Source organism: Telluria sp. AIW5 (assembly GCF_056680575.1).
Genome location: NZ_CM155289.1, coordinates 1930629 through 1953073 on the forward strand (window position 1 = coordinate 1930629; position 22445 = coordinate 1953073).

The following is a 22445-nucleotide window of genomic DNA, read 5'->3' on the forward strand; positions in this document are numbered from 1 at the left end:
ATGGCAGCAACGACAAGGAGCAAGGCATGAACATCGGATTCATTGGACTGGGCGCAATGGGCCGCGGGATGGCAGCAAACCTGCTGCGCGCCGGCCACCCGCTGCGCGTCTGGAACCGCAGCAGCGGTCCTGTGCAGGAACTGGCGGCCCAGGGCGCGCAGGCCGCCGCCAGCGCGGCGCAAGCGGCCGCCGTCGACGTGCTGTTCACGATGCTGGCCGATGATGCATCGACCCGCGCAGTACTGGAAAGCGGCGCGCTCGCTGCGCTGGCGCCCGGCAGCATTCACGTCAACATGGCGACGGTGTCGGTCGCCTTTGCGCGCGAGATGGCGCAGCTGCATCAGGAGCGCGGCGTCGGCTACATCGCCGCGCCGGTGCTCGGCCGGGTCGACGTGGCGGCGGCCGGCAAGCTCAACATCGTCGCCGCCGGCCCGGACGAATTGATCTCACGCGTGCAGCCCCTGTTCGACCTGATGGGGCAGAAGACCTGGCGCTTCGGCACCGTACCCGAACAGGCGAATGCCGTGAAACTCGGCGCCAACCTGACGCTGGCCTGTGCCATCGAGGCGATGGGCGAATCGGCGGCGCTGGTGGGCGCGCACGGGATCGAGGCGGGCGATTTCCTCGACCTGCTGAGCAATACCCTGTTCGCGGGTTCGCCCGTCTACAAGGGCTATGGCGCGATGATCGCGCAGCAGCGCTACAGCCCGGCCGGGTTCAAATTGTCGCTCGGGTTGAAGGATGTGGGTCTGGCCAACGATGCGGCGCAAGAGCATGGTGTGCGCCTGCGCTTCGGTGCCGTGCTGCGCGAGACCTTGCAGGAAGCCGTGGCGCGCGGCGACGGTGAACTCGACCTGGCGGGGCTGGCGCGCATGTCGGCGCCGCCGCCGGCGTGAACATGTGATGGCGCGCCAGTGCTTAGTGATGGGCTGGAATCATCACGCCTTCGCGCTCGCCGGATACCGCGGGCTCGCCCGGTTCGTGTTCGAGCACGGTCCGGTACAGCACCCCGGCCAGCCCCGCGCCCAGCAGCGGTGCGAGCCAGAACAGCCAGAGCTGCCCGAGCGCCCAGGTGCCCGCAAACAGGGCCGGCCCGGTGCTGCGCGCCGGATTGACCGAGGTGTTGGTCACCGGGATGCTGATCAGGTGGATCAGCGTCAACGCCAGGCCGATCGCCAGGCCCGCGAAGCCGACCGGCGCGCGCGTGTGCGTGGCGCCGAGGATGACGAGCACGAACATGAAGGTCATCACCACTTCGGTGATGAGGGCCGAGCCGAGCGCGTAACCGCCCGGCGAGTGTTCGCCATACCCGTTGGCGGCGAAACCGGCCGCCGCGTCGAAGCCGGGCTTGCCGCTGGCGATCGCGTACAGGACGGCCGCGGCGGCGATCGCACCCGCCACCTGGATGACAATATAGGGGCCGATCTGTTTGGCAGGAAAACGTCCACCGGCCCAGAGCCCGACCGTGACGGCCGGATTGAAGTGGCCGCCCGAGATCGGGCCGAGCGAATAGGCGCCGGTGAGCACCGTCAGCCCGAAGGCGAGCGACACCCCCGTCAGGCCGATGCCGACCTCGGGAAACGTGGCGGCCAGCACGGCACTGCCGCATCCGCCGAGCACGAGCCAGAAAGTGCCGATGAATTCGGCAATCATCTTGCGCAACATGGCTAGTCCTCCAGGAAAGGGACGGGCGTTGCGCCATCCGCCATGGACATGGCGCCGCACTTTCGATTCTAGTGCGTGGATCGGCGGGCGCCAGTTGATTCGTACAGCAGTCCGTCATGGCGCCGCCGTGGGCGGCGAACTGCGGCGCGGCGGTGCGAAGCCGGGACGCGGCGCGCGTCGCGTGGCGGCCGCGTGCCGCGGCCATGCACGGCGACGGTGGCCCCGCAATTATCCTGACGCGCCCTGGCGCCGCCGCGCTATGATGGACGTGCAAGCGGCGAGCCGAGGCTGCGCCCGCGCGGCGAATGCGCATCACAGCAGACTGCACAGGAGACTGGCATGGAAGAGCACGGCAATGAGTATGTCGGGACGCTGTTCGTCCTGCCCGCATCGCGGGCCTTCGAATTCAGTACGACCCTGCACGGCCTGCCGGTCACGCTGACCGGGACGGTCGCCCAGCACCTGGCGGCCCAGTTCGCCGGCAACGATGCGGCCGGCGAGCACATCGACGTGCGCCAGCTGGCCTTGCACCCGCGCCGCGTCGAGATCCTGACGCGCGACACCCATGAGCGGCACCGGGCGCCGCGCAAGGTGCATTTCCTGATGCGGGTGTTCGACAACGGCGTGCAGCAGGCGCGCCAGGACGCGTCCATACCCGCCTGAGGCGCCGGGCCTGAAGCCCCGTCCTCAGCGCAAGCGCACGCTGGTGACGGCCGGCGCTTCGCCGATCTCGATGGCGGCATCCTCGAAGCCCGGCGGGCCGAACTTGCCGCGCGCATCGCGGCTGAAACCGTAGGCTTCCTTCGGCATGCCGATCAGGTTGCGGTCGAGTTCACCATTGCCGTTTTCGTCCTGGTAAGCCAGCACGGCCCAGGTGCCGGCGGGTACCCCCTTGACCAGCACCGTCGTCTCGCCCGCCTGGGCCGGCGCCGAGGCGCTGAACGCGCATTGCTTGAGGAAGCGTTCCCTGTCGCAGACGGCGACCTTGACGCTTCCTTGTGCGCTCACGCCGGTGACATGGACCTCGACTGTGGCGGCCGAAGCCCCGATGGCCAAGAGCAAGGGGGCGGCGGACAGGGTGATGCGGAACAGCTGGTTCATTGGGATTTCCTCTCTGGATTGTCGGGGCAAGAGCGGGACAGGCGGCAGTCGCTTCCCGTGCGCGCTGCCGCGCTATGATAGGCTGCAATCATCCCTTTTTGCTCTTCCTTGCCACATTCATGCTGCTCAATACGCTCATCGTCGTGGCCACGGTCGTCTTCATGGAAGTGTTTTCCATCGTCGCGCACAAGTACGTCATGCACGGCTTCGGCTGGGGCTGGCATCGCTCGCACCATGAACACCGCACCGGCTGGTTCGAGAAGAACGATTTATATGCCGTCGTCTTCGCGGGCGTGGCGATCGCCCTGATCTGGTTCGGCACCGAAGGCAGGTGGCCGCTGCAGTGGATCGGCGCCGGCATGACCGCCTACGGCGTCCTGTACTTCGTCGCGCACGACGGCCTGGTGCACCGGCGCTGGCCTTTCCACGCCACCCCGCGCCGCGGCTACGCCAAGCGGCTGTACCAGGCGCACCGCATGCACCATGCGGTCGAGGGCAGGGAGGGCGCGGTTTCCTTCGGCTTCCTCTACGCGCCCCCCGTCGCCACCCTCAAGCGCCGCTTGCATGCGCTGCACGGCGGGGCGCCGCAAGGCCGGCGTCCGGCCGCTGCCACAAGCCGGCAGGACGCGGCGTAACGACCCGCACGCGCGACAGCAGCGCCTCGGCGCCGCCCTTCGCCAGCAAGACCAGCTTGGTGGCGCGCGAGGTGCCGACCCGTTCGTCCCAGGCCCGCGGGCCGCGCGCCGTGACTTCGATCCCGATCTGGCGGTAGACATTGCGCGCCGTGGCAATCGCCCAGGCCGAGCGCAGGGGCAGGGCCGCGACACCGCCCAGCGCCGCATCGTAATAGGGCTCGGCATGCGCGACCAGGCGCGCCGCGACCTTCGCCAGCGCCACCCGGTGCCGCGGCAGCGCGATCTCATGCGGGGGAATGCCGGCTTCGCGCAGCCATTGCGCGGGCAGGTAGCAGCGCCCGATGCAGGCGTCGTCGACGATGTCGCGCGCGATGTTCGTCAGCTGGAAGGCCAGGCCCAGGTCGCAGGCGCGGTCCAGCACTTCTTCGTCCTGCGCACCCATGATCGAGGCCATCATCAGGCCGACCACGCCGGCCACGTGGTAACAGTAGCGCAGCGTGTCCTCGATCGTTTCGTAGCGCGTCCCGTCGACGTCCATGCGAAAGCCCGCCAGGTGGTCGAGGGCATGGCGCGGCGCGATCGCATGGCGCAGCGCGACTTCCTGGAAGGCGGCAAAGGCGGGGTCGCTCATCGCCTCGCCCGCATACGCGCGGCGCGTTTGCTCGTACAGCTGCGCCAGCTCGGCATGCGGATCGTGGCTTGCCGGCGCGGCGCCGCCAAAGCCCAGTTCCTGGCCGTCGACGACGTCGTCGCAGTGGCGGCACCAGGCGTACAGCATCAGCACGCCGCGCCGCACGGCCGGATCGAACAGCCTGGCGGCGGCCGCAAAGCTTTTCGAGCCGACCTTGATGGTCTCCGTCGCGTGGTCGAGGAGTGATGCATTCAAACGGACACTCACGCTGACGCCTCCGCCAGCATCAGGCCGGCGGTCGCCTTGGCCGAGCCGATCACGCCCGGCACGCCCGCACCCGGATGGGTACCGGCGCCGACCAGGTAGAGGTTGTGCAAGGCGCTGTCGCGGTTGTGCGGGCGGAACCAGGCGCTTTGCGTGAGCACCGGTTCCAGCGAAAACGCCGAGCCCACGTGCGCGTTCAGCTGGTCGCGGAAATCGAAGGGGGTAAAAATGCGGCTGGTGACGAGCTGGCTGCGCAGGCCCGGCATGTAGCGCTCCTCGAGATAGGCGAAGATCTTGTCGCGGTAGCGCGGCCCCTCGACTTCCCAGTCGATGTCCGCATTGCCCAGGTGCGGCACGGGCGCCAGCACGTAATGGCTGCCGCAGCCCGGCGGCGCCAGCGACGGGTCGGTGACGCAGGGCGCGTGCAGGTAGAGCGAAAAATCGTCGGCCAACGCGCTGCCCCTGAAAATCTCGTCGATCAGGCCGCGGTAGCGCGGGCCGAAGCAGACCGTGTGGTGCTGCAGCTGGGTGTGGTGGTGGTCGAGGCCAAAATAAATCACGAACAGCGAATTGCTGAAGCGCTTCTTGCGCAGGCTGGCCGCTTCGCCGGCGCCGCGCGGATGCTGGCCGAGCAGCGACGCATAGGTGTGCACCACGTCGGCGTTCGAGGCCACCGCATCGGCCGCGAAGAAGCGGCCATCCTCCAGGCGCACGCCGCTGGCACGGGCGTCCCTGGTTTCGATCTGCGCCACCGGGGCATTGAGTTCGATGCGTCCGCCGATGTCCTCGAACAGGCGCGCCAGGCCATTCACCAGCGCCCCGGTGCCGCCGCGCGGGAACCAGACGCCCCAGCGCCGCTCGAGCGCGTGGATCAGCGTGTAGATCGACGAGGTCGCGAAGGGATTGCCGCCGACCAGCAGCGAGTGGAAGGAAAAGGCCTGGCGCAGGTGCTCGTCCTCCACAAACTTCGAGACCATGCTGTAGACGCTGCGCCAGGCCTGCAGTTTCGCCAGCTGCGGCCCGGCCGCGATCATGTCGCGGAATGTGAGGAAGGGGACGGTTCCGAGCTTGATATAGCCCTCCTCGAACACCGCCTTCGAGTAGGCGAGGAAGCGCTGGTAGCCGGCCACGTCGGCCGGATTGATCGCGTGGATCTGGCGGTCCAGCGCTTCCTGGTCGTTGGCGTAGTCGAAGTGGCTGCCGTCTTCCCAGCACAGCCGATAGAAGGGCGCCACCGGCAGCATCTCGACGTACTCTTCGATGCGCTTGCCGGCAAGCGTGAACAGCTCTTCGATGCAGGATGGATCGGTGATGACGGTCGGGCCGGCGTCGAAGACGAAGCCCTGGTCTTCGTAGACATAGGCGCGTCCGCCCGGCTTGTCGCGCTTTTCCAGCAGCGTTGTTTGCGTGCCGCCGGCCTGCAGGCGGATGGCCAGGGCCAGGCCGCCGAAGCCGGCGCCCACGACGACTGCGGTGTTGGTGCTTGCCTTCATTCGGGTTTCCTGATCTGGCTGGGGTGGAGCATGCGCGCGGCGTCGAAGGCCGCGCGCACGGGGACGGGCGGCTTGCCGCTGAGGATGCGCGCCTTGTCGAACAGGCGCAGGCGCGCGGCATAGAAACGTGCGATCAAGGGCGCCGGCAGGCGGTAGAAGCGCGCCATGACGCGCCAGCGCTGGTCCGGGCTGCCGGCCAGGAAGAGCATGCGATTGAGCAGGCGGAAGAAGCCCTGGTTTTTCCAGGCCGCTGTCGCTTCGACACGGATCGCGCCGAAGAGGGCCGGCGCCGTGAGGTCCGGCAGCCGCGCGATGCGCTCGGCCAGGCGCACCGCGTGCGGCAGCGAGTAGCCAGTCGTCGAATGGAACAGCCCGGCGCGCAGGCCGGAGGCGGGCTGCCCGTACAGGTCGCGCCAGAAGCCGTCGAAGTCGCCGGCCAGCACGATCGGCAGCGAACCCTGTTCTTCGCGCAGGACCTCGAGGATGTCCCAGCCGCGCCCTTTGGCATAGGCCGCGATGTTGGCGCGCAGGCGCTCCGGTTCCAGGGCTGGCGTGTCGACGTAATGGGTGTCTTCGACCAGTACCCGGTCAGGCCCGAAGGGCAGCAGGTAGACGAAACGGTAGCCGCCCGCCTGCTCCACGTCGGCGTCCATGATTACCGGCGCTGTCAGCTTATGTGGAACACGTAGTCTCACTTCCTGGCCGAGGAAGGTCTGGTAGCCGAGCGCCAGGCGGCTGCTGGCCTGCGGGCCGCGGCCATCGATGACGGCGCCGGCATGGAGGACCTCGCCGCTGGCCAGCCGCACGCTGGTCGGGGTCAGGCCGGCGACCGGAGTCCCGGTGCGCAGGGAAGGGCCGAGCGCGGTGGCGATGACGTGCGCGAAATCGCTTGAGGCAATGCTGGCATAGCCGCTGTCGATCGTGCGCGCGTAGCCGGGGAAGACAACGTCATACTGCGGCCAGCGGCTGCCGACCAGCGGCGCGACCCAGGCGCGCTGCGCGATAGTGAGGTCGCCATCGTGGAAGGACCAGGTGTGGTTGCCGCCGATGGCCTCGCCCGCTTCCAGCAGCAGGATGTTCAGCTCCGGCCGTTCGCTGCGCAGGCGCCAGGCGATCAGGCCGTTGGCCAGCCCGCCGCCGACGAGGATCAGGTCGTAGCCGCGTTTATCCACGATGTGCCTGGCCCTGCGTGTCGATTCCCAGCGCCGTCTCGACGATGTCGGCGGCCCGTGTACTGCCGCCCGCGCTGCGTACGGTGTCGGCCAGCGGCGCGCAACGCTCCCTGAAACCCGGCTCGTCCAGCAAGCGGCGCAAGCGGCGCGCCAGGCCGGTGGCGCTGGTGAAGCCTGGCGCAGCGGACAGGCCGACGCCCGCATGGCGGATGCGCGCCGCCACGCCCGGCTGGTCGAAAGCGATCGGCAGCGCCAGGATCGGCGTGTGGCTTGCGACCGCATCCATCGCCGTGTTCAGGCCCGCATGCGACACGACGGCGTCCGCGCGCGCCAGCGCCGCTTCCTGCGGCGCGAAGGCGCAGACCCAGGTGGCGCCCGCGCGTTCGAGCGCGGCCGCCTGGCGTGCATCGAGGCCGCCGCAATGCGCGACCAGCAGCTGGGCGTCGAGCCGGCGGCAGGCCTGGGCGATGCGCCTGAACAGGTCGAAGCGGTGTCCCTGCAGCGTGCCGAGCGAGGCGAAGATGAAGGGCCGTTCCGGATCGATGGCGGGCAGGGCGTCGACGCGCGCCGGCGTCTTGTGCGAAGCCGCGCGCAGCGGACCGACGTGGTGAAAATTGTCCGGCAGTTTTGCGCGCGGAAAATCGAAGGCGGCCACCGTCTGGCTCACCTGCGCCAGCGGCGACAGGCAGTCGTGCAGGGCGCCGCGCAGCGGAATGCCGAGCTGTCGCGACGCGCTTTCGATCGCGCGCCGGTGCGGGGCCATCATCCAGTCGTAGACGCGGGTACTGCCTTCGAACATGTGCAGCGAACGTTCGCTGGCGCTCCAGTCGAAGGGCATGACGGGTAATGGAATGCCGGCTTCGCGGTTCACCGGCAGCGCGCAGGCGACCGAGATGAAGGGCAGGCCGAGCGCCTCGGCAACCAGGCCGCCGGCCGCTTCCATCTGGTCACCGAGCACGGCGTCGATCTGCAGCTGTTCGCAGGCGGCGGGCAGTTCGCGGCACAGCATGGTGGTGGCGGCGGCCATGTCGAGGATCACGCGGCGCAGGCCGAGCGGGCTGCCGGGATTGGCCGCGCGCCTGAGCGACGCGGCCAGCGAACCCGCTGGATGGCTGCCGGCGCCGACCGCGTGGAAGCCGAGCCGCGCATCGTTCAGGTAAGCGCCAGCGTCCGACCGCTGCAGGAAAGTGATGCGATGGCCGCGTGCATGCAAGGCCAGCGCGAGCGCCGACAGCGCGCTGAAGTGGCTGTAGAACGCGGGGGCGACCACGCCGAAATGGGCCATGCGCTGTCCCGCCTGGCCGCGCTGGCGGTTCAATGGTGCACCAGCTCGCGGTCCGGCGCAGCGGCGCGCACGCTGCCGCCGAAGCGAAAGCGCGCTCCCTGGCCGAACAGCGTATCGACGAAGCGGCGCGTGCGCTGCTCCCGGCCGATGGCGTCGGTGAGATTACGCTCGGCCTCGTCCAGGTGGCGCGCCAGGCGCTGCCCCGCTTCCTCGACGCCGAGCGCGTTGATGAGCGTGGCCTTGCCGAGGTCCTTGCCGGTGTCCTTGCCGGTGACCTGGCTGTCGTTGGCCGGATCGTCCTGGAAGTCGTCGCGGATCTGGAAGGCGTGGCCGGCGGCGAGCGCAAAGGCACGCAGCGATTGGGCGACGCAGTCGTCGGTGCCGGCGAGGATCGCGGCCATGTCGACCGAGACGCCGAGCAGCACGCCCGTTTTCAGTTCGTTGGTCGTGGCGATGTCGTGTTCCGAACGCTGGCCGCCGGCGCGCAAGTCTTCGAACTGGCCGCGTACCAGGCCCTGCGTGCCGACCGTCTCGGCCAGCGTGGCGACCAGGCGCGCGCGCACTTCCGGCGCGATGTCGGGCGCCGTGGCGAGCACGCCGAAGGCGCGGCTGAGGAGGGCGACCGAAGCGAGGATGGCGACGTCTTCGCCGTAGCGCACGTGGATCGTTGGCTGGCCGCGGCGCAGCATCGCGTCGTCCATGCACGGCATGTCGTCGAGGATCAGCGAGGCGGCGTGCACCATCTCGACCGCGCAGGCGATGTCGACCAGGGCAGGGGCGGCGCAGCCGAGGTCGCGCGCGACGAGCATCAGCAGCAGGGGGCGCATGCGCTTGCCGGCGCCGAGGGTGCCGGCGCGCATGGCCGCGGCCAGCAGGTCGGCGCCGTTGCCGCTGTCGGGCAGCAGCTGGGCCATGCGTTCTTCGAACTCGTGCCGGATCGCGGCCAGTTCCGCCATCCAGGGGTCGGCACGCATGTCTGCCTCGCGCGCCGTGTACCGTCCAGTCATCGTCGTCATGCGCCGATCCTTTGTCCAGAATGCTTGCTGAAATTGATGAAGCTGGCGTCGATCATACTGGAAGCGAACAGGTGGAATCGTCAATGTTTCAATGGTGTTTTTGTATTGTGCTTGTTTTCTCGTCAAATCTGGCGATTTTTGTGGGTATAGGGCTGGTTCGTCCCGATTTTGTCCCGGTGATGTGCGGAGCGGAGCAGGGCTGGGGGCTGGGGCGTGCGTGGAACTGCGGGCGGTTCGCCGTGCGGGCGTGCGTTGAACGCGAGGGCGGCGCGAAGGTAGCGGGTGTGCAGCCAGCCTGGTGGAGCCGCCCACCCTACGAGCGTGTGAATAAAAAATGCCGCCAAGCGCGAGCCGGGCGGCATTTTTATGGTGGCGCACAAGGCGCCGGATCGACAATCAGGCGTAGCTGGTCCAGCTCTGCGGGATCTCGATATGCCCCGACCTGGCGGCATCGGCATAAGCGCGCATTTCAGCGACCACCGCTTCGAGTTGTTCGGAACCAGGATTCATCAGGAAACCCTTCATGCGCTCCTGCAGGGCTGCCTGCTGGTCGCGCCATTCGTAACGTGAAGTCTTGCTCATACCACCCCCTTGCTTAATGCTGTGATGTTCTTGTTGAGAACCATGAGATCCTCCTTGAAGTAGAGGGTCAGTGTCCCACACAGGCCCGCACCAGATCGGTGCGATGACGCACATTTCGCTCAGCGGTAAAACTATCTCAGCACGGCGCGGTAGAACAGCGCAAGGCGCTCCGCCAGCAGGCGATGCGCTTCCGCGCGCTCCGGCTGATCGTTCGGAAACACGAAGCGCTGCATGGCGTCGCCGGAAATCCAGCTGGTCAGGAAAGCGGGTAATTGTTCGAAGGGCAGGTCGGCCCGCAATTGGGCGCGGATGTCGGGGCGGGCGAAGAAGCGTTCGAGCATTTCGCGCGTCATGCGCGGGCCGGCATCGTAGAAGGTGTGGGCCAGTTCCGGATTGTCGCCCGCTTCCGCGATCACCACGCGCTGCATCGCGATCAATTGATCCTCGCAGAGCAGGTCGAAGAACTGGCGCGCGAAATCGTCGACCACTTCGCGAAACGGGCGCAGGTCGTGTTCCATGTCGTGCATGCGGAAGAACACTTCGCGGCGCGACACCATCACCGCTTCGAGCAGGCCGGCCTTGCCGCCGAATTTGACATAGATGGTGCGCACGGCAACACGGGCTGCGCGTGCGATCGCTTCCAGGCTGGTGCGGGTGTAGCCGTTGGTCAAAAACAGGCGCGCGGCGGCGTCGATCAGGTCTTGCGTGCGGGCTTCGACGTCGCTTGCCCTGGGGCGGCCGGCGCCGCGCAGGCAGGGTGCGCTACTTGCTTGCGATGATTTGCTCATGGCGTCACTGTAATGGACCCACTAATGAAATGCAACCGTTTCATTTCTTGACGAACTGGGGCGCTTGCCGAATAATGGCGGAAATCACCTATTCCTTTCCTGGAGTGCTTCATGTCCCAAACCCAGCCCACGATCGAGCAGAAGCCGCTCGGCAATCCGCCACCAGGCCCGGCAGCCCCGGCCGCCGCCGGCAAGACCCCGCCCAACAAGCGCGTGCTCGCCGTGGTCGCGCTGATCGCGATCGCAGCCTGCGTGGCCGGCGGACGCATGTGGTACCGCAGCCATAATTTCGTCGATACCGAGAACGCCTACGTCGCCGGCCACGTGCACCCGGTGTCGGCGCGCATCGCCGGCGTCGTCACGCGCGTGCTGGTGGAAGACAACCAGCATGTGAAAGCGGGCGACGTCATCGCCGAACTCGATCCGGCCGACCAGCACGTGCGCGTCGAACAGATCGAAGCGCAGATCGCCAGCGCCAAACAGCAGGTGGTCCAGGCCGACGCGCAAGTCGAGCAGGTGCGCGCCCAGGCCCAGGCGGCGCAGGCGCAAGTCGGCCAGTCGCAAGCCCTCGCCCTGCGCGCACGCCAGGACGCCGAGCGCTTCGGCCAGCTGTACACGAAGCAGATGAAAGCCGTCTCGAAAGCCGAAGTCGATGCCGCCAACGCCGCGCGCACCGCCGCCGCCGCCGACGTGAATGCGCGCCGCGACACCGCCAGCGCCGCCAAGTCGCAGATCAATGCCGCGTCGTCCGCGCGCGACGTGCTGAAAGCCCAGATCAAGGTGTTGCAGGCGCAACTGAAGGACGCGAAGCAGCAGGTCGCCTACAGCCGCATCCTGGCGCCGGTCGACGGCCGCATCGGCCGCCGCAGCGTCGAAGTGGGCGCGCGGGTACAGCCGGGCCAGCAGCTCGTCGCCGTGGTCGAAGACAAGGTCTGGGTGAATGCCAACTTCAAGGAAACCCAGCTCGCCGGCCTGAAACCGGGCCAGGCGGTGGACCTGCAGATCGACGCGCTGCCGAACGAACACCTGGTCGGCCGCGTCGACAGCTTCTCGCCGGCCTCGGGCAACCAGTTCGCGCTGCTGCCGGCCGATAACGCGACCGGCAACTTCACCAAGATCGTGCAGCGCGTGCCCGTGAAAATCACGCTGGCACCAAACGACGTGCAGCGCCTGACGGGCCGCCTGGTGCCGGGCATGTCGGTGGTTGCCGAGATCGACCTGCGCCAGAAGGGTGAGCCGAAACGCGACGAGCCGGCGCAGTCCGCTTCGGCGCAGCAGGTTAAATAAGAAGGACCGTCCATGACGAGTACGACCAAGGCCGCGCCAGCGGTATTCCCCGGCGCGCCCGCCGCCGGTGCGCGCGTCGATGCGCGTACCTGGATCGCGGTCGCCGCCGGCATGCTCGGCGCCTTCATGGCGGTGCTCGACATCCAGATCACCAATTCGTCGCTGCGCGACATCCTTGGCACGCTTTCGGCAACCCAGGAAGAGGGCTCCTGGATCTCGACCGCCTACCTGTGCGCCGAGATCGTCGTGATCCCGATGACGGCGCTGTTCGCGCGCGCCTTCGGCGTGCGCCGCTACATGATCGGCACGACTTCCCTGTTCCTGGTGTTCTCGACCCTGTGCGGCGCGGCCTGGAACCTGGAAAGCATGATCATTTTCCGCATGCTGCAGGGTTTCACCGGCGGCGCGCTGATCCCGATGGCGATGACGCTCGTGATGACGCGCCTGCCCAGTTCCAAGCGCGCGGTCGGCATGGCCATTTTCGGCCTCACCGCCACGCTGGCCCCGGCGATGGGCCCGACGCTGGGCGGCTACCTGTCCGAGATCTACGGCTGGCCCTCGATCTTCTACATCAACTGGGTGCCGGGCGTGCTGCTCATCGCCGGCATGGTGTATGGCCTGGACCGTGAACCGGCGCAGGTCAAACAGCTGATCAACGCCGACTGGCTCGGCATCGGCCTGATGGCGCTGGGCCTCGGTTGCCTGACCATCTTCCTGGAAGAGGGCAATTCGAAGGACTGGTTCGATTCCGGCTTCATCATCACCTTCGCCGCGCTGGCGCTGACCGGCATCCTCGGCTGGATCGCGACCAGCTTTTCGCGCCAGCAGTCCTTCGTGAACCTGCGCCTCTACGGCCAGCGTAACTTCCTGATCGCCACGGTGCTGTCGGCCGTCACCGGCATGGGCCTGTATGGCTCGTCCTACCTGCTGCCGCTGTACCTGGGGCAAATCGCCGGCTACACGCCGATGCAGATCGGCGAAGTGATCGCCTGGGTCGGCCTGCCGCAGCTGATCGTCATGCCGTTTGCGGCTGCCTTGTCGTCGAAGGTCGACAACCGCATCATGTGCAGTTTCGGCCTGCTGCTGTTCGGCGGCTCCTGCCTGATGAACGCCTTCATGGACGCCACCACCGGCTACGACCAGCTGATGGTGACCCAGATCGTGCGCGCGATCGGCCAGCCTTTCGTGATGCTGACCCTGTCGAATTTCGCCATGAACGGCATCGCCCCGAAAGACATGCCCTCGGCCTCGAGCCTGTTCAACATGACGCGTAACCTGGGCGGCTCGGTCGGCATTGCGATGCTGGCGACCTCGCTCACCAACCGCGAGCATTTTCATTCCGCGCGCCTGGGCGAATCGGTGTCGACCTATGCGGAGCCGACCCAGGAACGCATCGAGCAGATGACGCAGGCTTTTGTCGCCAGCGGCATCGACCCGGCCACGGCCGCCAACCAGGCGCTGGCCGCGCTCGACCGCATCGTGCGGCGCGAAGCCTATGTGATGGCCTATAACGACGGCTTCTTTATCGTCGGCGCGATCCTGGTGGGCTGCATCGCCATGGTCTGGCTCGCCGACAAGGTCAAGTCCCCCGGCGGCGCCGGCGGTGGCGGTCATTGATTAAATAAGAAGAGATGAGAAAAACGATGTTCGATTCCATGTTCGATTCCCTGAGGCGTATGTTTCCGCAGCGCGCGCTGTCCATCGGCGTGGCAGCCGCACTGGCCCTGATGGCCAGCGGCTGCTCCACCATCGGCCCCAATTTCATGGCGCCGAAAGCGGTCGAGACGCCGGCTTACCGTCATGCCGAGCCGGCAGTCGTTGCCGCTCCGGCCGACACCGCGCGCCTGCCGGCCGACTGGTGGACCGTGTTCAACGACGCCACCCTGAGCCGCCTGGAAGAGCGCGCACTGCGCGACAATCCGGGCGCGAAAGCCGCCGCGCAGCGCCTGCTGCAGGCGCAGGCGCAACTAGGCGTGCTGCGCGCCGGCCAGTCGCCGAACCTGTCGGTGAACGCCGGCGTGTCGAATTCGCGCACCTCGGCCGAGACCTCGCAGGCACTCGCGCTGGGCGGGCGTTCGATCGAAGGCAACAACTTCTCGGTCGGCGCCGCGCTGTCCTACGAACTCGATCTGTGGGGCCGCGTGCGCCGTGTGGTCGAAGCGGCCGACGCCCAGGCGCTGGCGGCGCAGGACGACCGCGACGGCGTACTGCTGATGCTCTCGAGCCAGGTGGCGCAGAGCTATTGGCAGCTGCGTGGCCTGGATACCGAGCAGGCCATCCTGGTCAATGCGCTGGCTGCGCGCCGTGAAGCGCAGGAACTGGTGGAAGCGCGTTTCGGCGCCGGCCTGACCAACGAACTCGATGTGGCGCGCGCCCGCGTCGAGCGCGCGAATGCCGAAGCCGACCTGCATGAAGTGCAGCGCCAGCGCAATCTCGTTGAACACGCGCTGGCGGTCCTGGCCGGTACCTCGCCGAGCGAGCCGCTGGTGCCGACCGATGCGAAGACGGCGCTGCCGCTGCCGCCATCGATCCCGGTCGGCCTGCCGGCCAGCCTGCTGGCCCAACGGCCGGACCTGGCGGCGAGCGTCGCCAACCTGCGCGCGGCGAACGCGCAAGTCGGCGTGGCCGAGGGCATGTTCTATCCATCGCTGACGCTGACCGGCAATTTCGGCTACGCCTCGCAATCGCTGCGCGACCTCGCAGGCGGCAGCGCGCGCCAGTTCTCGATCGGGCCGCTGGCCCTGTCGCTGCCGGTGTTCGACGGCGGCCGCAATAAAGCCAACCTGGCGCTGTACCGGGCGCGTTACGAGGAAGCGGTGGCGAACCACGAGAACCGCTTGCTCACCGCACTGCGCGAAGTCGAAGACGCCTTGTCGGACGCGCAGCAGCGCCAGAAGCAGGGCGACATGCAGGCGCAGGCACAGGAAGCCGCCGCGCGTGCCTTGCTGGTGGCGCAGGCGCGCTATGAGCGCGGCATCTCGACCTATCTCGACGTGACCGAGGCCCAGCGCAGTTCGCTGGCCGCGGACCGCGCCGCCGCGCAGATCCGTACCCAGCGCCTGCTGGCATCGGTCGCCGTCGCGCGTGCCCTGGGTGGTGGGTGGATGCAGGCGCCGGCGCTGGCAACCGTGCGTTAAAAAATGTGCACACCTGACGCGGGCTTTGAAACCCGCGTCCGTTGTGCACCGTAGGGTGGGCATGCCCACGCGTTACGTACGCATACCCACCCGACCGCTTATTCCCAATGGCGGCTGCGCGCCTCCACCGTCCCACCCCAATCCGGCGCATACATCCGGTCGCGCACATACCGGTGAAACGTCGAATGCTCCCACTCGACGGCGTTCAGCACGAACCCATGCTTCACCGGATTGAAATGCACGTAATCGACATGCCGTTCGAAATCGGTATCGTCCCTGATCTGGTGCTCCCAGAACCGCCGCTGCCAGATCGACGATTCGCGGTGCTTCTTCGCTGATCGTGTCAGCAAACCCGGATCGTGCAGCGTCTCGCGGCACACATTCGACACGTAACGTTTGATCTCGCCCCAGCGCCTCCCATAATCGAAATCCCGCTCAGGCATGGTCCAGATGCAGTGCATGTGATTCGGCATCAGCACCCAGGCGTCGATCGTGAATGGACGTGATGCGCGGACAGCGGTGATCGATTGGCGGAGGGCGGCACGAAAGCCCGGGTCGCAGAAGATGGGCCGGCGCTCACAGGCGACGACGGTGAAGAAATAGGTGGGACCTGCGCGCAGGCGGCGGTAGCGTGTCATGGTGCGGCATCGTATCCGTGCAACCCGTTTTTCCGGATGCGTCAGCGCAAACGTGTCATGCATGCGATGACGATATTCATCCGAAAGTCCGCGTGGGCATGCCCACCCTACGGTGCACTACCGTCGCCGTATTACAATCCCCAGCTTGTTTTCAAAACAATTCAGGGGACCCATGAAACACCTTCTCGCACCACTCGTGCTGGCCATCGCCGCCGGCTCCGCCTGCGCGGCCGACGCGCCCGCACTGAAAGCCCACGCGGCCAGCGCGGCCGAACTGAACGCGATGGCGAACCGCTTCGCACCGGTCGAGCTGCGCGCCGAAACGGCCGGGCTGTCGAAGGGCGACCGCGCGGCCATCGGCAAGCTCATCGAAGCGGCAAAGATCGTCGATACCCTGCAGCTGCGCCAGCGCTGGGCCGGCAATGAAGCGCTGTGGGCGGCGCTGCAGAAGGACAACTCTCCGCTCGGCAAGGCGCGCCAGCATTACTTTTGGCTGAACAAGGGCCCGTGGTCCATCATCGACGGCAACGCTTCCTTCATGCCGCCCGAGTATGCCGGCGTCAAGATCCCGGAACGCAAGCCCGATGGCGCCAATTTTTATCCGGCGGGCGCGACCAAGGAAGCGCTCGAGTCCTGGATGAACGGCTTGCCGGCGAAAGACAAGGAAGCGGCCCAGTGGTTCTTCACCGTGGTCCGCACCGGCCCGGAAGGCAAGTTCCGTACCGTGCCGTATTCCGAGGAATACAAGACGGAACTCACGCAACTGGCGAAACTGCTGCGCGACGCCGCCGCCAGCACCGACAACGCGTCCCTGAAAAAATTCCTGCTGCTGCGCGCCGACGCCTTCCTGTCGAACGATTACCTCGCCTCCGACTTCGCCTGGATGGACCTCGATTCGCCGGTCGACATCACGATCGGACCCTACGAAACCTATAACGACGAACTGTTCGGCTACAAGGCCGCCTTCGAAGCCTATGTCAACGTGCGCGACCCGAAAGAGACGCAGAAGCTGAACTTCTTCGGCAAACACATGCAGGAGCTGGAAGACAACCTGCCGGTGGATAAACAGTACCGCAACCCGAAGGTCGGGGCGATGGCGCCAATGGTCGTCGTGAACCAGGTGTATGGTGCGGGCGACGGCAACATGGGCGTGCAGACTGCCGCCTACAACCTGCCGAACGACGAACGCATCATCCGCGAGCGCGGCTCCAAGCGCGTGATGTTGAAGAACATCCAGGAAGCCAAGTTCGAATCGACCCTGAAGCCGATCACGAAACTGGTACTGCGTCCGCAAGACCAGAAGGACCTCGATTTCGATTCCTTCTTCACCCACATCCTGGCGCACGAGATCACGCACGGCCTGGGACCGCACCACACGAAGCAGGGCGGCAAGGAATCGACCCCGCGCCAGGATTTGAAGGAAGCCTATTCGACGATCGAGGAAGCCAAGGCGGACGTCACCGGCCTGTGGGCCCTGAGCTACATGATGGACAAGGGCCAGCTGAAGGACACGCTGGGGCAGGGCGCCGCAGCTGAACGCAAGCTCTACAACACCTTCCTGGCCTCGTGCTTCCGGACCCTGCACTTCGGGCTGACCGATTCGCACGCGCGCGGCATGGCGATCCAGGTGAACTATCTGCTCGACAAGGGCGCCTTCGTTTCTCACGGCGACGGTACCTTCTCGGTCGATTTCAAGAAGATCAAGCAGGGCGTGATGGACCTGGACCGCGAATTCCTGACGATCGAGGCGCTAGGGGACTACGCGCGCGCCCATGCGCTGATGGCGAAGTATGTCGTCATCCGCCCGGACGTGCAGAAGGCGCTCGACAAGATGAAGGCGGTGCCGAACGATATCCGCCCGGCCTTCGTGACGGCCAAGGCGCTGACCTCGGGCCAGCAGCGATAAGCGCGTTGTCGCCGATTTCGACAATTTACAACATTAGAGTGCGATATCTAAAGAGTATTTGACGAAATCGCATGGAAGCTCTGCTATAGTCACGCTCACTTTCCGTATGGCAATGTTGCCGTACGGCGCGACCGGAGCGTTGTCCGGCTGACCTTGAGCGAGCTTCCATGTTTTCTTCGAAAATGACGATCGGCGCCCGCCTGGCGCTCGGTTTCGGCGCCGTGCTGGCGCTGATGATGGTGTTGACGGCGCTGGCGGTGAGCCGCGTCGGCAACATCGACGCCACCCTGAACCGCATCAATGACGTGAATAACGTCAAGCAACGCCACGCCATCGATTTCCGCGGCAGCGTGCACGACCGCGCGATCGCCCTGCGCGACGTGGTGCTGGCAAACGACAACGCGGCCGCGCAACCCGCCATCGAACAGATCCGCGTGCTGGCCGCCAATTACGAGCGTGCCGCGACCGCGCTCGACGCCCTGTTCGCCCAGCGCACCGATATCCTCCCTGACGAGAAGAGTGCGCTGGCCGCGATCAAGGAAGACGAGCGCAAGGCCCAGCCGCTGATCGCGAAAGTCACCGAACTGCGCCTGGCCGGCGACGGCGACGGCGCGCGCGCCTTGCTGGCGAAAGAGGCCGCCCCGGCCTTCGTGTCCTGGCTGGCCAGCGTGAACCGCCTGATCGACCTCGAAGAGCAGCTGAACAAGGATTCGGCGGCCGAAGCACGTGCGCTGTCGGGCAGTTTCCTGGCCTGGATGGTGGTGCTGTGCGCGATTGCCGTGGCCGCGGGTAGCCTCGGCGCCTGGTTCATCAGCCGCGGCCTGCTGCGCCAGCTCGGCGGTCAGCCGGGCTATGCCGCCGACATCGTACGCAGCATCGCCGCCGGCAACCTCGGCGTGCAGATTGCCACCGCGCCGGGCGACCGCTCGAGCCTGCTGTTCGCGATGCAGGGCATGCGCGACAGCCTGGTCTCGATCGTCGGGCAAGTGCGCAACGGCACGCTGACGATTGCCAACGCCTCGACCGAGATCGCTGCCGGCAACCAGGACCTGTCGAACCGCACCGACAACCAGACCCGCACCCTGAAGGACACGGCCGCTTCGATGGAAGAACTGACTGGCACCGTGCGCCAGAACGCGGACAATGCGCGCCAGGCCAACGCGCTGGCCGAATCGGCCTCAAGCGTGGCGGTGAAGGGCGGTGCGGTGGTTGCGCAGGTGGTCGAGACCATGGCTTCGATCAATGCCTCGTCAAAACAGATCGTCGACATCATCGGCGTCATCGACGGCATCGCTTTCCAGACCAACATCCTGGCGCTGAACGCCGCGGTGGAGGCGGCGCGTGCCGGAGAGCAAGGGCGCGGCTTTGCCGTCGTCGCGACTGAGGTGCGCAACCTGGCCCAGCGTTCGGCCGCCGCCGCGCGCGAAATCAAGACCCTGATCGGCAGCTCGGTCGAGCGCGTCGATGCCGGCGCCCGCCTCGTCGACGAGGCCGGCAGTACGATGGACGAGATCGTCAGCAGCGTGAAACGCGTGACCGACATCATGGCCGAGATCAGTTCGGCCAGCGCCGAGCAGAGCGCCGGCATCGAGCAGGTCAACGAAGCCATCGGCCGCATGGACGAGGCGACGCGCCAGAACGCCACCCTGGTCGAGCAGGCCAGCGCCGCTGCCGCTTCGCTGAACGACGAGGCCGCGACGCTAGCCGAGGTCGTGAGTGTCTTCAAAATGGAACAGCATGCCGCCCGGAGTGTTGTTTCCGTGTCGCAAAGACCGGGTCTGGCGTTATCGGTTTGAACAGGGACAAAAATATTTCTGCGTGGGAAGATATTCTGGGTTCTAGAATTGCCTTGAGGCATTTCTTCGAACCCGGATGTATCCCATGTTCAAATCTCTGTTTTCCCTCGCACTCCTCGCCGGCGCGAGCGCCCAGGCCGCCGAACTGACCGCGCTCGAAGAGCGCTGGCTGCAGTCGGCGGCCCCGGTCCTCGTCTATTCGCAAGCCCTGAAACTGCCGATCGACATCATCGTCCAGCCCCAGGCGGGCGCCACGGACGTGCCGCTGGCGATGGGCTACGACCGCGGGCGCTGCAAGATGGTCCTGTCGCTGCGCGGCAATCCCCAGGCCGAGGCCGTCTTCGCGGGCGTGCCTGAGGACAAGCAGGGCGAGCTGATCGAGGCGATGGCGGCGCATGAGATCGCCCATTGCTGGCGTCATGCGAACGGCGCCTGGAATGCCTTGCCGGCCGGCTTCGTCGAAGTCGGCGAAGAAACGGCAAGCGACGGTTCGCTCCTGGCCATTGCGCGCGCCCTGCGCGAATCGCGCCGCGAGGAAGCCTATGCCGACCTGGCGGCGCTGGCCTGGACCCGCCACAGCCATCCCGAGGCTTACGGCCGCGTGCACGGCTGGCTCGCGTCGGTGCGTGCCGGGCAGACGCCGCGCGGCGGGCACGATACCCGCGCATGGGTCGCGCTGGCCCGCGACGGCGGGCGTTTCGGCAGTGCCGATGCCCCGTTCGAGGATGCGGCCCCGCTCTGGCGCGAAGGTTTGCTGCATGACTGAGATCATCCCGCCCCAGGGCGTTTTATGGTTTTTTCGGCAAGTGTTCGTTGTCGCACAGATGTTGTGAGGTAGGCGGCGTTTAATGGCGCTATCACAACAACCCACACAAGGGACACCGCCATGAAAACGTTGCTCGCTACTTTGCTGGCTACCGCAGCCGGCGCCACTTTCGCCGCCGCACCGACTGCCGCCCTGAACCACGACCCAGCGACCTACCGCAACGTGACCCAGAAGGCCGCTTCCGAATACAAGACCGCCACCGCCAAATGCGATGCCAAAAAGGGCAACGACAAGGATGTCTGCATGGCCGAGGCGAAAGCCGCGCGTACCCGCACCGAGTCGAACGCGGTCGCCAAGTACAACAATTCCGAGCAGGGCCGCGCCAGCGCCCGCAGCAAGGTCGCCGAAGCCGATTATGAAGTGGCCAAGGTCAAGTGCGACGCCAAGAGCGGCGCCGACAAGGACAGCTGCCTGGACAACGCCAAGTCGGTGCGCACCGCCGCGCTGGCCGACGCCAAGGCAGGCCGCGACGGTTCGACCGGCGCCAGCGGCAGCGCCGGCCTGATCGCCAGCACCGACACCAAGGATCCCGTGAAAGCCGCCGCCGTCGCCAAGTGCGAACAGGCCGCCGGCAGCAACAACACCGGTTGCCTGGTCGACAGCAAGGGCAATGTGACGACGATGGCCGGCCGCGCCGAGAACGCCACCGAACACGCCGCCGACAAGACCAGGGATGCCGCCGCCACCGCCGTCGACAAGACCAAGGCCGTCGCCTCGACTGTTGCCGAGAAGACCAGGGAAGTCGCATCGACCGTGGTCGACAAGACCAGGGCGGTGGCCTCGACTGTCGCCCAGAAGACCGAGAACACGGCCGAGAACGTCGGCGACAAGACCCGCCAGGCTGCTTCCAACGCCAGGGAAAACACGAAGGACGCCGCAGCGACCACCGCCGCGAAGACCGACAACGCCACCGACCGCGTCGCCGACAAGACCCGCGACGCCGGCCGCACCACCGCCGTTGCCGCCTCGGACACGGCCCTGACCACCAAGGTGAAAGCCAACCTGCTGGCGCAGCCGGAACTGAAATCGCTGGGCATCCACGTCGAAACCGAGAAGGGCACCGTCATGCTGAGCGGCTTCGTCGAATCGAAGGCCGAGGCCGACAAGGCAATCAAGGCCGCCAAGGAAACCGAAGGCGTGACCAGCGTAAAGAGCGCAATCAAGGTCAAGTAATCGCGCAGCAATTGGCGCTCGCTACGCGCGCAGTCATCATCGATGGCTGCGCGCGTTGTCGTATGCATGCCGCATTCCTGCCGCCGGCGGCGGCCTGGCATCGTGCAAACGCCTGCCCAGGTGAGCGGGCGGTTATAATTTTCGGGTGAATAAACTCGAAGCCTTTGGATACATCGTTGCGCAAGCCTCGCGCGGTGATATCACTTTCCCTACCAGCGTCAATGCCGTACTGCGCCTGCAGCAGGCGCTCGACGATCCCGATTGCCCGCTCGACGAGGCGATCCGGCTCGTGCTGGCCGAGCCGCAACTGGCCGCGCGCACCGTCGCGCTGGCCAATTCGGCGGCCTTCAGCGGCGGCGGGCCTCCCGTGACGAATGTGCGCGCCGCCGTCACCCGCATGGGCTACCGTCGCCTGCAGGCGCTCGTCGCCAGCCTGGTGGTGCGCCAGTTCGGCAGCCGCATCAAGGACCCCGGCCTGCGCGCCAAGGCTGAACAGCTGTGGGAACACACCACCCACGTGGCCGCGCTTGCCTGGTCACTGGCGCGCCGCGTCACCGGGGTCAATCCGGATACGGCCCTGTTCGCCGGCATCATCCACGAGGTCGGCGGCTTTTATCTGCTGTCGCGCGCCGACGAATTTCCCGGGTTGCTGGACGACGACCCGGAGAAATGGGGCGAGCTGTGCGAGGACGTGGTCAGCCTCGAAGTCCTGAAAAAGCTCGCGGTGCCGGTGCCGGTGGCCGAAGCCATCGGCGCGCTGCGCCGCGCCTGGATCAACATGCCGCCCTCGACCCTGCTCGACACGCTGCTGCTGGCCAACCAGTATGCGCCAATCGCTTCTCCGCTGGGCGCGGCGCTGCCCGCCTTGCCCGAGCATGGCGACAGCGCGATCGATTTCGTCATCGACGAAGACCTGCTCGAGACGATCCGCGTCGAGGCGCTGGACACCTGCAAGGCGATGGGCGGGCCACTGCTGGTCTGATGCGCGGCCGCGCCTTTGACCGCAGGGCGCATCCAGGTCAAGCACAGGCCGGGAACCAAGGACGAAGC

21 protein-coding genes are annotated in these 22445 nt (G+C 66.8%); 11 read left to right on the forward strand and 10 right to left on the reverse strand.

Features of this window, described 5'->3' with window-relative positions; genetic code table 11:
- The first annotated feature begins 26 nt into the window (after nt 1-26).
- Nucleotides 27-896: an NAD(P)-dependent oxidoreductase gene (locus AC1MEM_RS08485; protein ID WP_499476593.1), complete on the forward strand. Its 870-nt coding sequence runs from the start codon at nt 27-29 to the stop codon at nt 894-896.
- Nucleotides 897-918: 22 nt separating this feature from the next.
- Here the strand turns inward: AC1MEM_RS08485 and aqpZ are convergent, their stop codons facing one another.
- Entirely contained in the window at nt 919-1665 is a 747-nt protein-coding gene (gene aqpZ, locus AC1MEM_RS08490) for an aquaporin Z (RefSeq protein WP_499476594.1), read from the reverse strand.
- 339 nt (nt 1666-2004) lie between these two features.
- On the opposite strand from aqpZ, the gene AC1MEM_RS08495 reads away from it, so the two are divergent.
- Complete coding sequence (locus AC1MEM_RS08495) at nt 2005-2328, forward strand: hypothetical protein (protein WP_499476595.1); 324 nt, start codon at nt 2005-2007, stop codon at nt 2326-2328.
- Nucleotides 2329-2352: 24 nt separating this feature from the next.
- Here the strand turns inward: AC1MEM_RS08495 and AC1MEM_RS08500 are convergent, their stop codons facing one another.
- Nucleotides 2353-2766 carry a DUF2141 domain-containing protein gene (locus tag AC1MEM_RS08500; protein WP_499476597.1) on the reverse strand — a complete coding sequence of 138 codons (414 nt, stop codon included), beginning with the start codon at nt 2764-2766 and terminating at the stop codon, nt 2353-2355.
- Between the two features lie 119 nt (nt 2767-2885).
- On the opposite strand from AC1MEM_RS08500, the gene AC1MEM_RS08505 reads away from it, so the two are divergent.
- Nucleotides 2886-3401 carry a sterol desaturase family protein gene (locus AC1MEM_RS08505; RefSeq protein ID WP_499476598.1) on the forward strand — a complete coding sequence of 172 codons (516 nt, stop codon included), beginning with the start codon at nt 2886-2888 and terminating at the stop codon, nt 3399-3401.
- Here the strand turns inward: AC1MEM_RS08505 and crtB are convergent.
- The 7 genes from crtB to AC1MEM_RS08540 form a co-directional block, all read right to left on the reverse strand.
- On the reverse strand, nt 3316-4299 hold the full coding sequence (gene crtB / locus AC1MEM_RS08510; protein WP_499476600.1) for a 15-cis-phytoene synthase CrtB: 984 nt from the start codon (nt 4297-4299) through the stop codon (nt 3316-3318). The genes AC1MEM_RS08505 and crtB overlap by 86 nt on opposite strands.
- Nucleotides 4296-5789, reverse strand: a complete 1494-nt coding sequence (locus AC1MEM_RS08515; RefSeq protein WP_499476601.1) for a phytoene desaturase — start codon at nt 5787-5789, stop codon at nt 4296-4298. Before AC1MEM_RS08515 ends, crtB begins: the two co-directional genes overlap by 4 nt.
- Complete coding sequence (gene crtY / locus AC1MEM_RS08520) at nt 5786-6961, reverse strand: lycopene beta-cyclase CrtY (protein WP_499476602.1); 1176 nt, start codon at nt 6959-6961, stop codon at nt 5786-5788. Before crtY ends, AC1MEM_RS08515 begins: the two co-directional genes overlap by 4 nt.
- Nucleotides 6954-8279: a glycosyltransferase gene (locus AC1MEM_RS08525; RefSeq protein WP_499476603.1), complete on the reverse strand. Its 1326-nt coding sequence runs from the start codon at nt 8277-8279 to the stop codon at nt 6954-6956. The genes crtY and AC1MEM_RS08525 overlap by 8 nt, the downstream gene beginning before the upstream one ends.
- Nucleotides 8276-9262: a polyprenyl synthetase family protein gene (locus AC1MEM_RS08530; protein WP_499476604.1), complete on the reverse strand. Its 987-nt coding sequence runs from the start codon at nt 9260-9262 to the stop codon at nt 8276-8278. Before AC1MEM_RS08530 ends, AC1MEM_RS08525 begins: the two co-directional genes overlap by 4 nt.
- A 396-nt stretch (nt 9263-9658) precedes the next feature.
- Nucleotides 9659-9844 carry a hypothetical protein gene (locus AC1MEM_RS08535; RefSeq protein WP_499476606.1) on the reverse strand — a complete coding sequence of 62 codons (186 nt, stop codon included), beginning with the start codon at nt 9842-9844 and terminating at the stop codon, nt 9659-9661.
- A gap of 131 nt (nt 9845-9975) precedes the next feature.
- The gene (locus AC1MEM_RS08540) at nt 9976-10632 is read right to left on the reverse strand and encodes a TetR/AcrR family transcriptional regulator (protein ID WP_499476608.1); all 657 of its coding nucleotides are present in this window, start codon (nt 10630-10632) and stop codon (nt 9976-9978) included.
- Nucleotides 10633-10743: 111 nt separating this feature from the next.
- Here AC1MEM_RS08540 and AC1MEM_RS08545 point away from each other — a divergent pair, with 111 nt between their 5' ends.
- Genes AC1MEM_RS08545 through AC1MEM_RS08555 form a run of 3 tightly spaced genes read left to right on the forward strand, consistent with a single transcriptional unit; the run spans nt 10744 to nt 15056 of the window.
- Nucleotides 10744-11919, forward strand: a complete 1176-nt coding sequence (locus AC1MEM_RS08545; protein ID WP_499476609.1) for an HlyD family secretion protein — start codon at nt 10744-10746, stop codon at nt 11917-11919.
- Nucleotides 11920-11931: 12 nt separating this feature from the next.
- Nucleotides 11932-13536, forward strand: a complete 1605-nt coding sequence (locus tag AC1MEM_RS08550; protein WP_499476610.1) for a DHA2 family efflux MFS transporter permease subunit — start codon at nt 11932-11934, stop codon at nt 13534-13536.
- A 59-nt stretch (nt 13537-13595) separates the two neighbouring features.
- Complete coding sequence (locus AC1MEM_RS08555; RefSeq protein WP_499477605.1) at nt 13596-15056, forward strand: efflux transporter outer membrane subunit; 1461 nt, start codon at nt 13596-13598, stop codon at nt 15054-15056.
- A gap of 98 nt (nt 15057-15154) precedes the next feature.
- Here the strand turns inward: AC1MEM_RS08555 and AC1MEM_RS08560 are convergent, their stop codons facing one another.
- Nucleotides 15155-15694 carry an REP-associated tyrosine transposase gene (locus AC1MEM_RS08560; protein ID WP_499476611.1) on the reverse strand — a complete coding sequence of 180 codons (540 nt, stop codon included), beginning with the start codon at nt 15692-15694 and terminating at the stop codon, nt 15155-15157.
- Between the two features lie 172 nt (nt 15695-15866).
- Here AC1MEM_RS08560 and AC1MEM_RS08565 point away from each other — a divergent pair, with 172 nt between their 5' ends.
- The 5 genes from AC1MEM_RS08565 to AC1MEM_RS08585 all read left to right on the forward strand — a co-directional run bounded on the left by AC1MEM_RS08565 (nt 15867) and on the right by AC1MEM_RS08585 (nt 22377).
- The gene (locus AC1MEM_RS08565; protein WP_499476612.1) at nt 15867-17600 is read left to right on the forward strand and encodes a DUF8614 domain-containing protein; all 1734 of its coding nucleotides are present in this window, start codon (nt 15867-15869) and stop codon (nt 17598-17600) included.
- Between the two features lie 167 nt (nt 17601-17767).
- Nucleotides 17768-19396 carry a methyl-accepting chemotaxis protein gene (locus tag AC1MEM_RS08570; RefSeq protein ID WP_499476613.1) on the forward strand — a complete coding sequence of 543 codons (1629 nt, stop codon included), beginning with the start codon at nt 17768-17770 and terminating at the stop codon, nt 19394-19396.
- Between the two features lie 85 nt (nt 19397-19481).
- Nucleotides 19482-20162, forward strand: a complete 681-nt coding sequence (locus tag AC1MEM_RS08575) for a hypothetical protein (protein ID WP_499476615.1) — start codon at nt 19482-19484, stop codon at nt 20160-20162.
- Between the two features lie 120 nt (nt 20163-20282).
- A complete protein-coding gene (locus AC1MEM_RS08580) occupies nt 20283-21395 on the forward strand; it encodes a BON domain-containing protein (RefSeq protein WP_499476616.1) in 1113 nt (370 codons plus the stop codon).
- Nucleotides 21396-21540: 145 nt separating this feature from the next.
- On the forward strand, nt 21541-22377 hold the full coding sequence (locus AC1MEM_RS08585; RefSeq protein ID WP_499476617.1) for an HDOD domain-containing protein: 837 nt from the start codon (nt 21541-21543) through the stop codon (nt 22375-22377).
- The last annotated feature ends 68 nt before the right edge of the window (nt 22378-22445 follow it).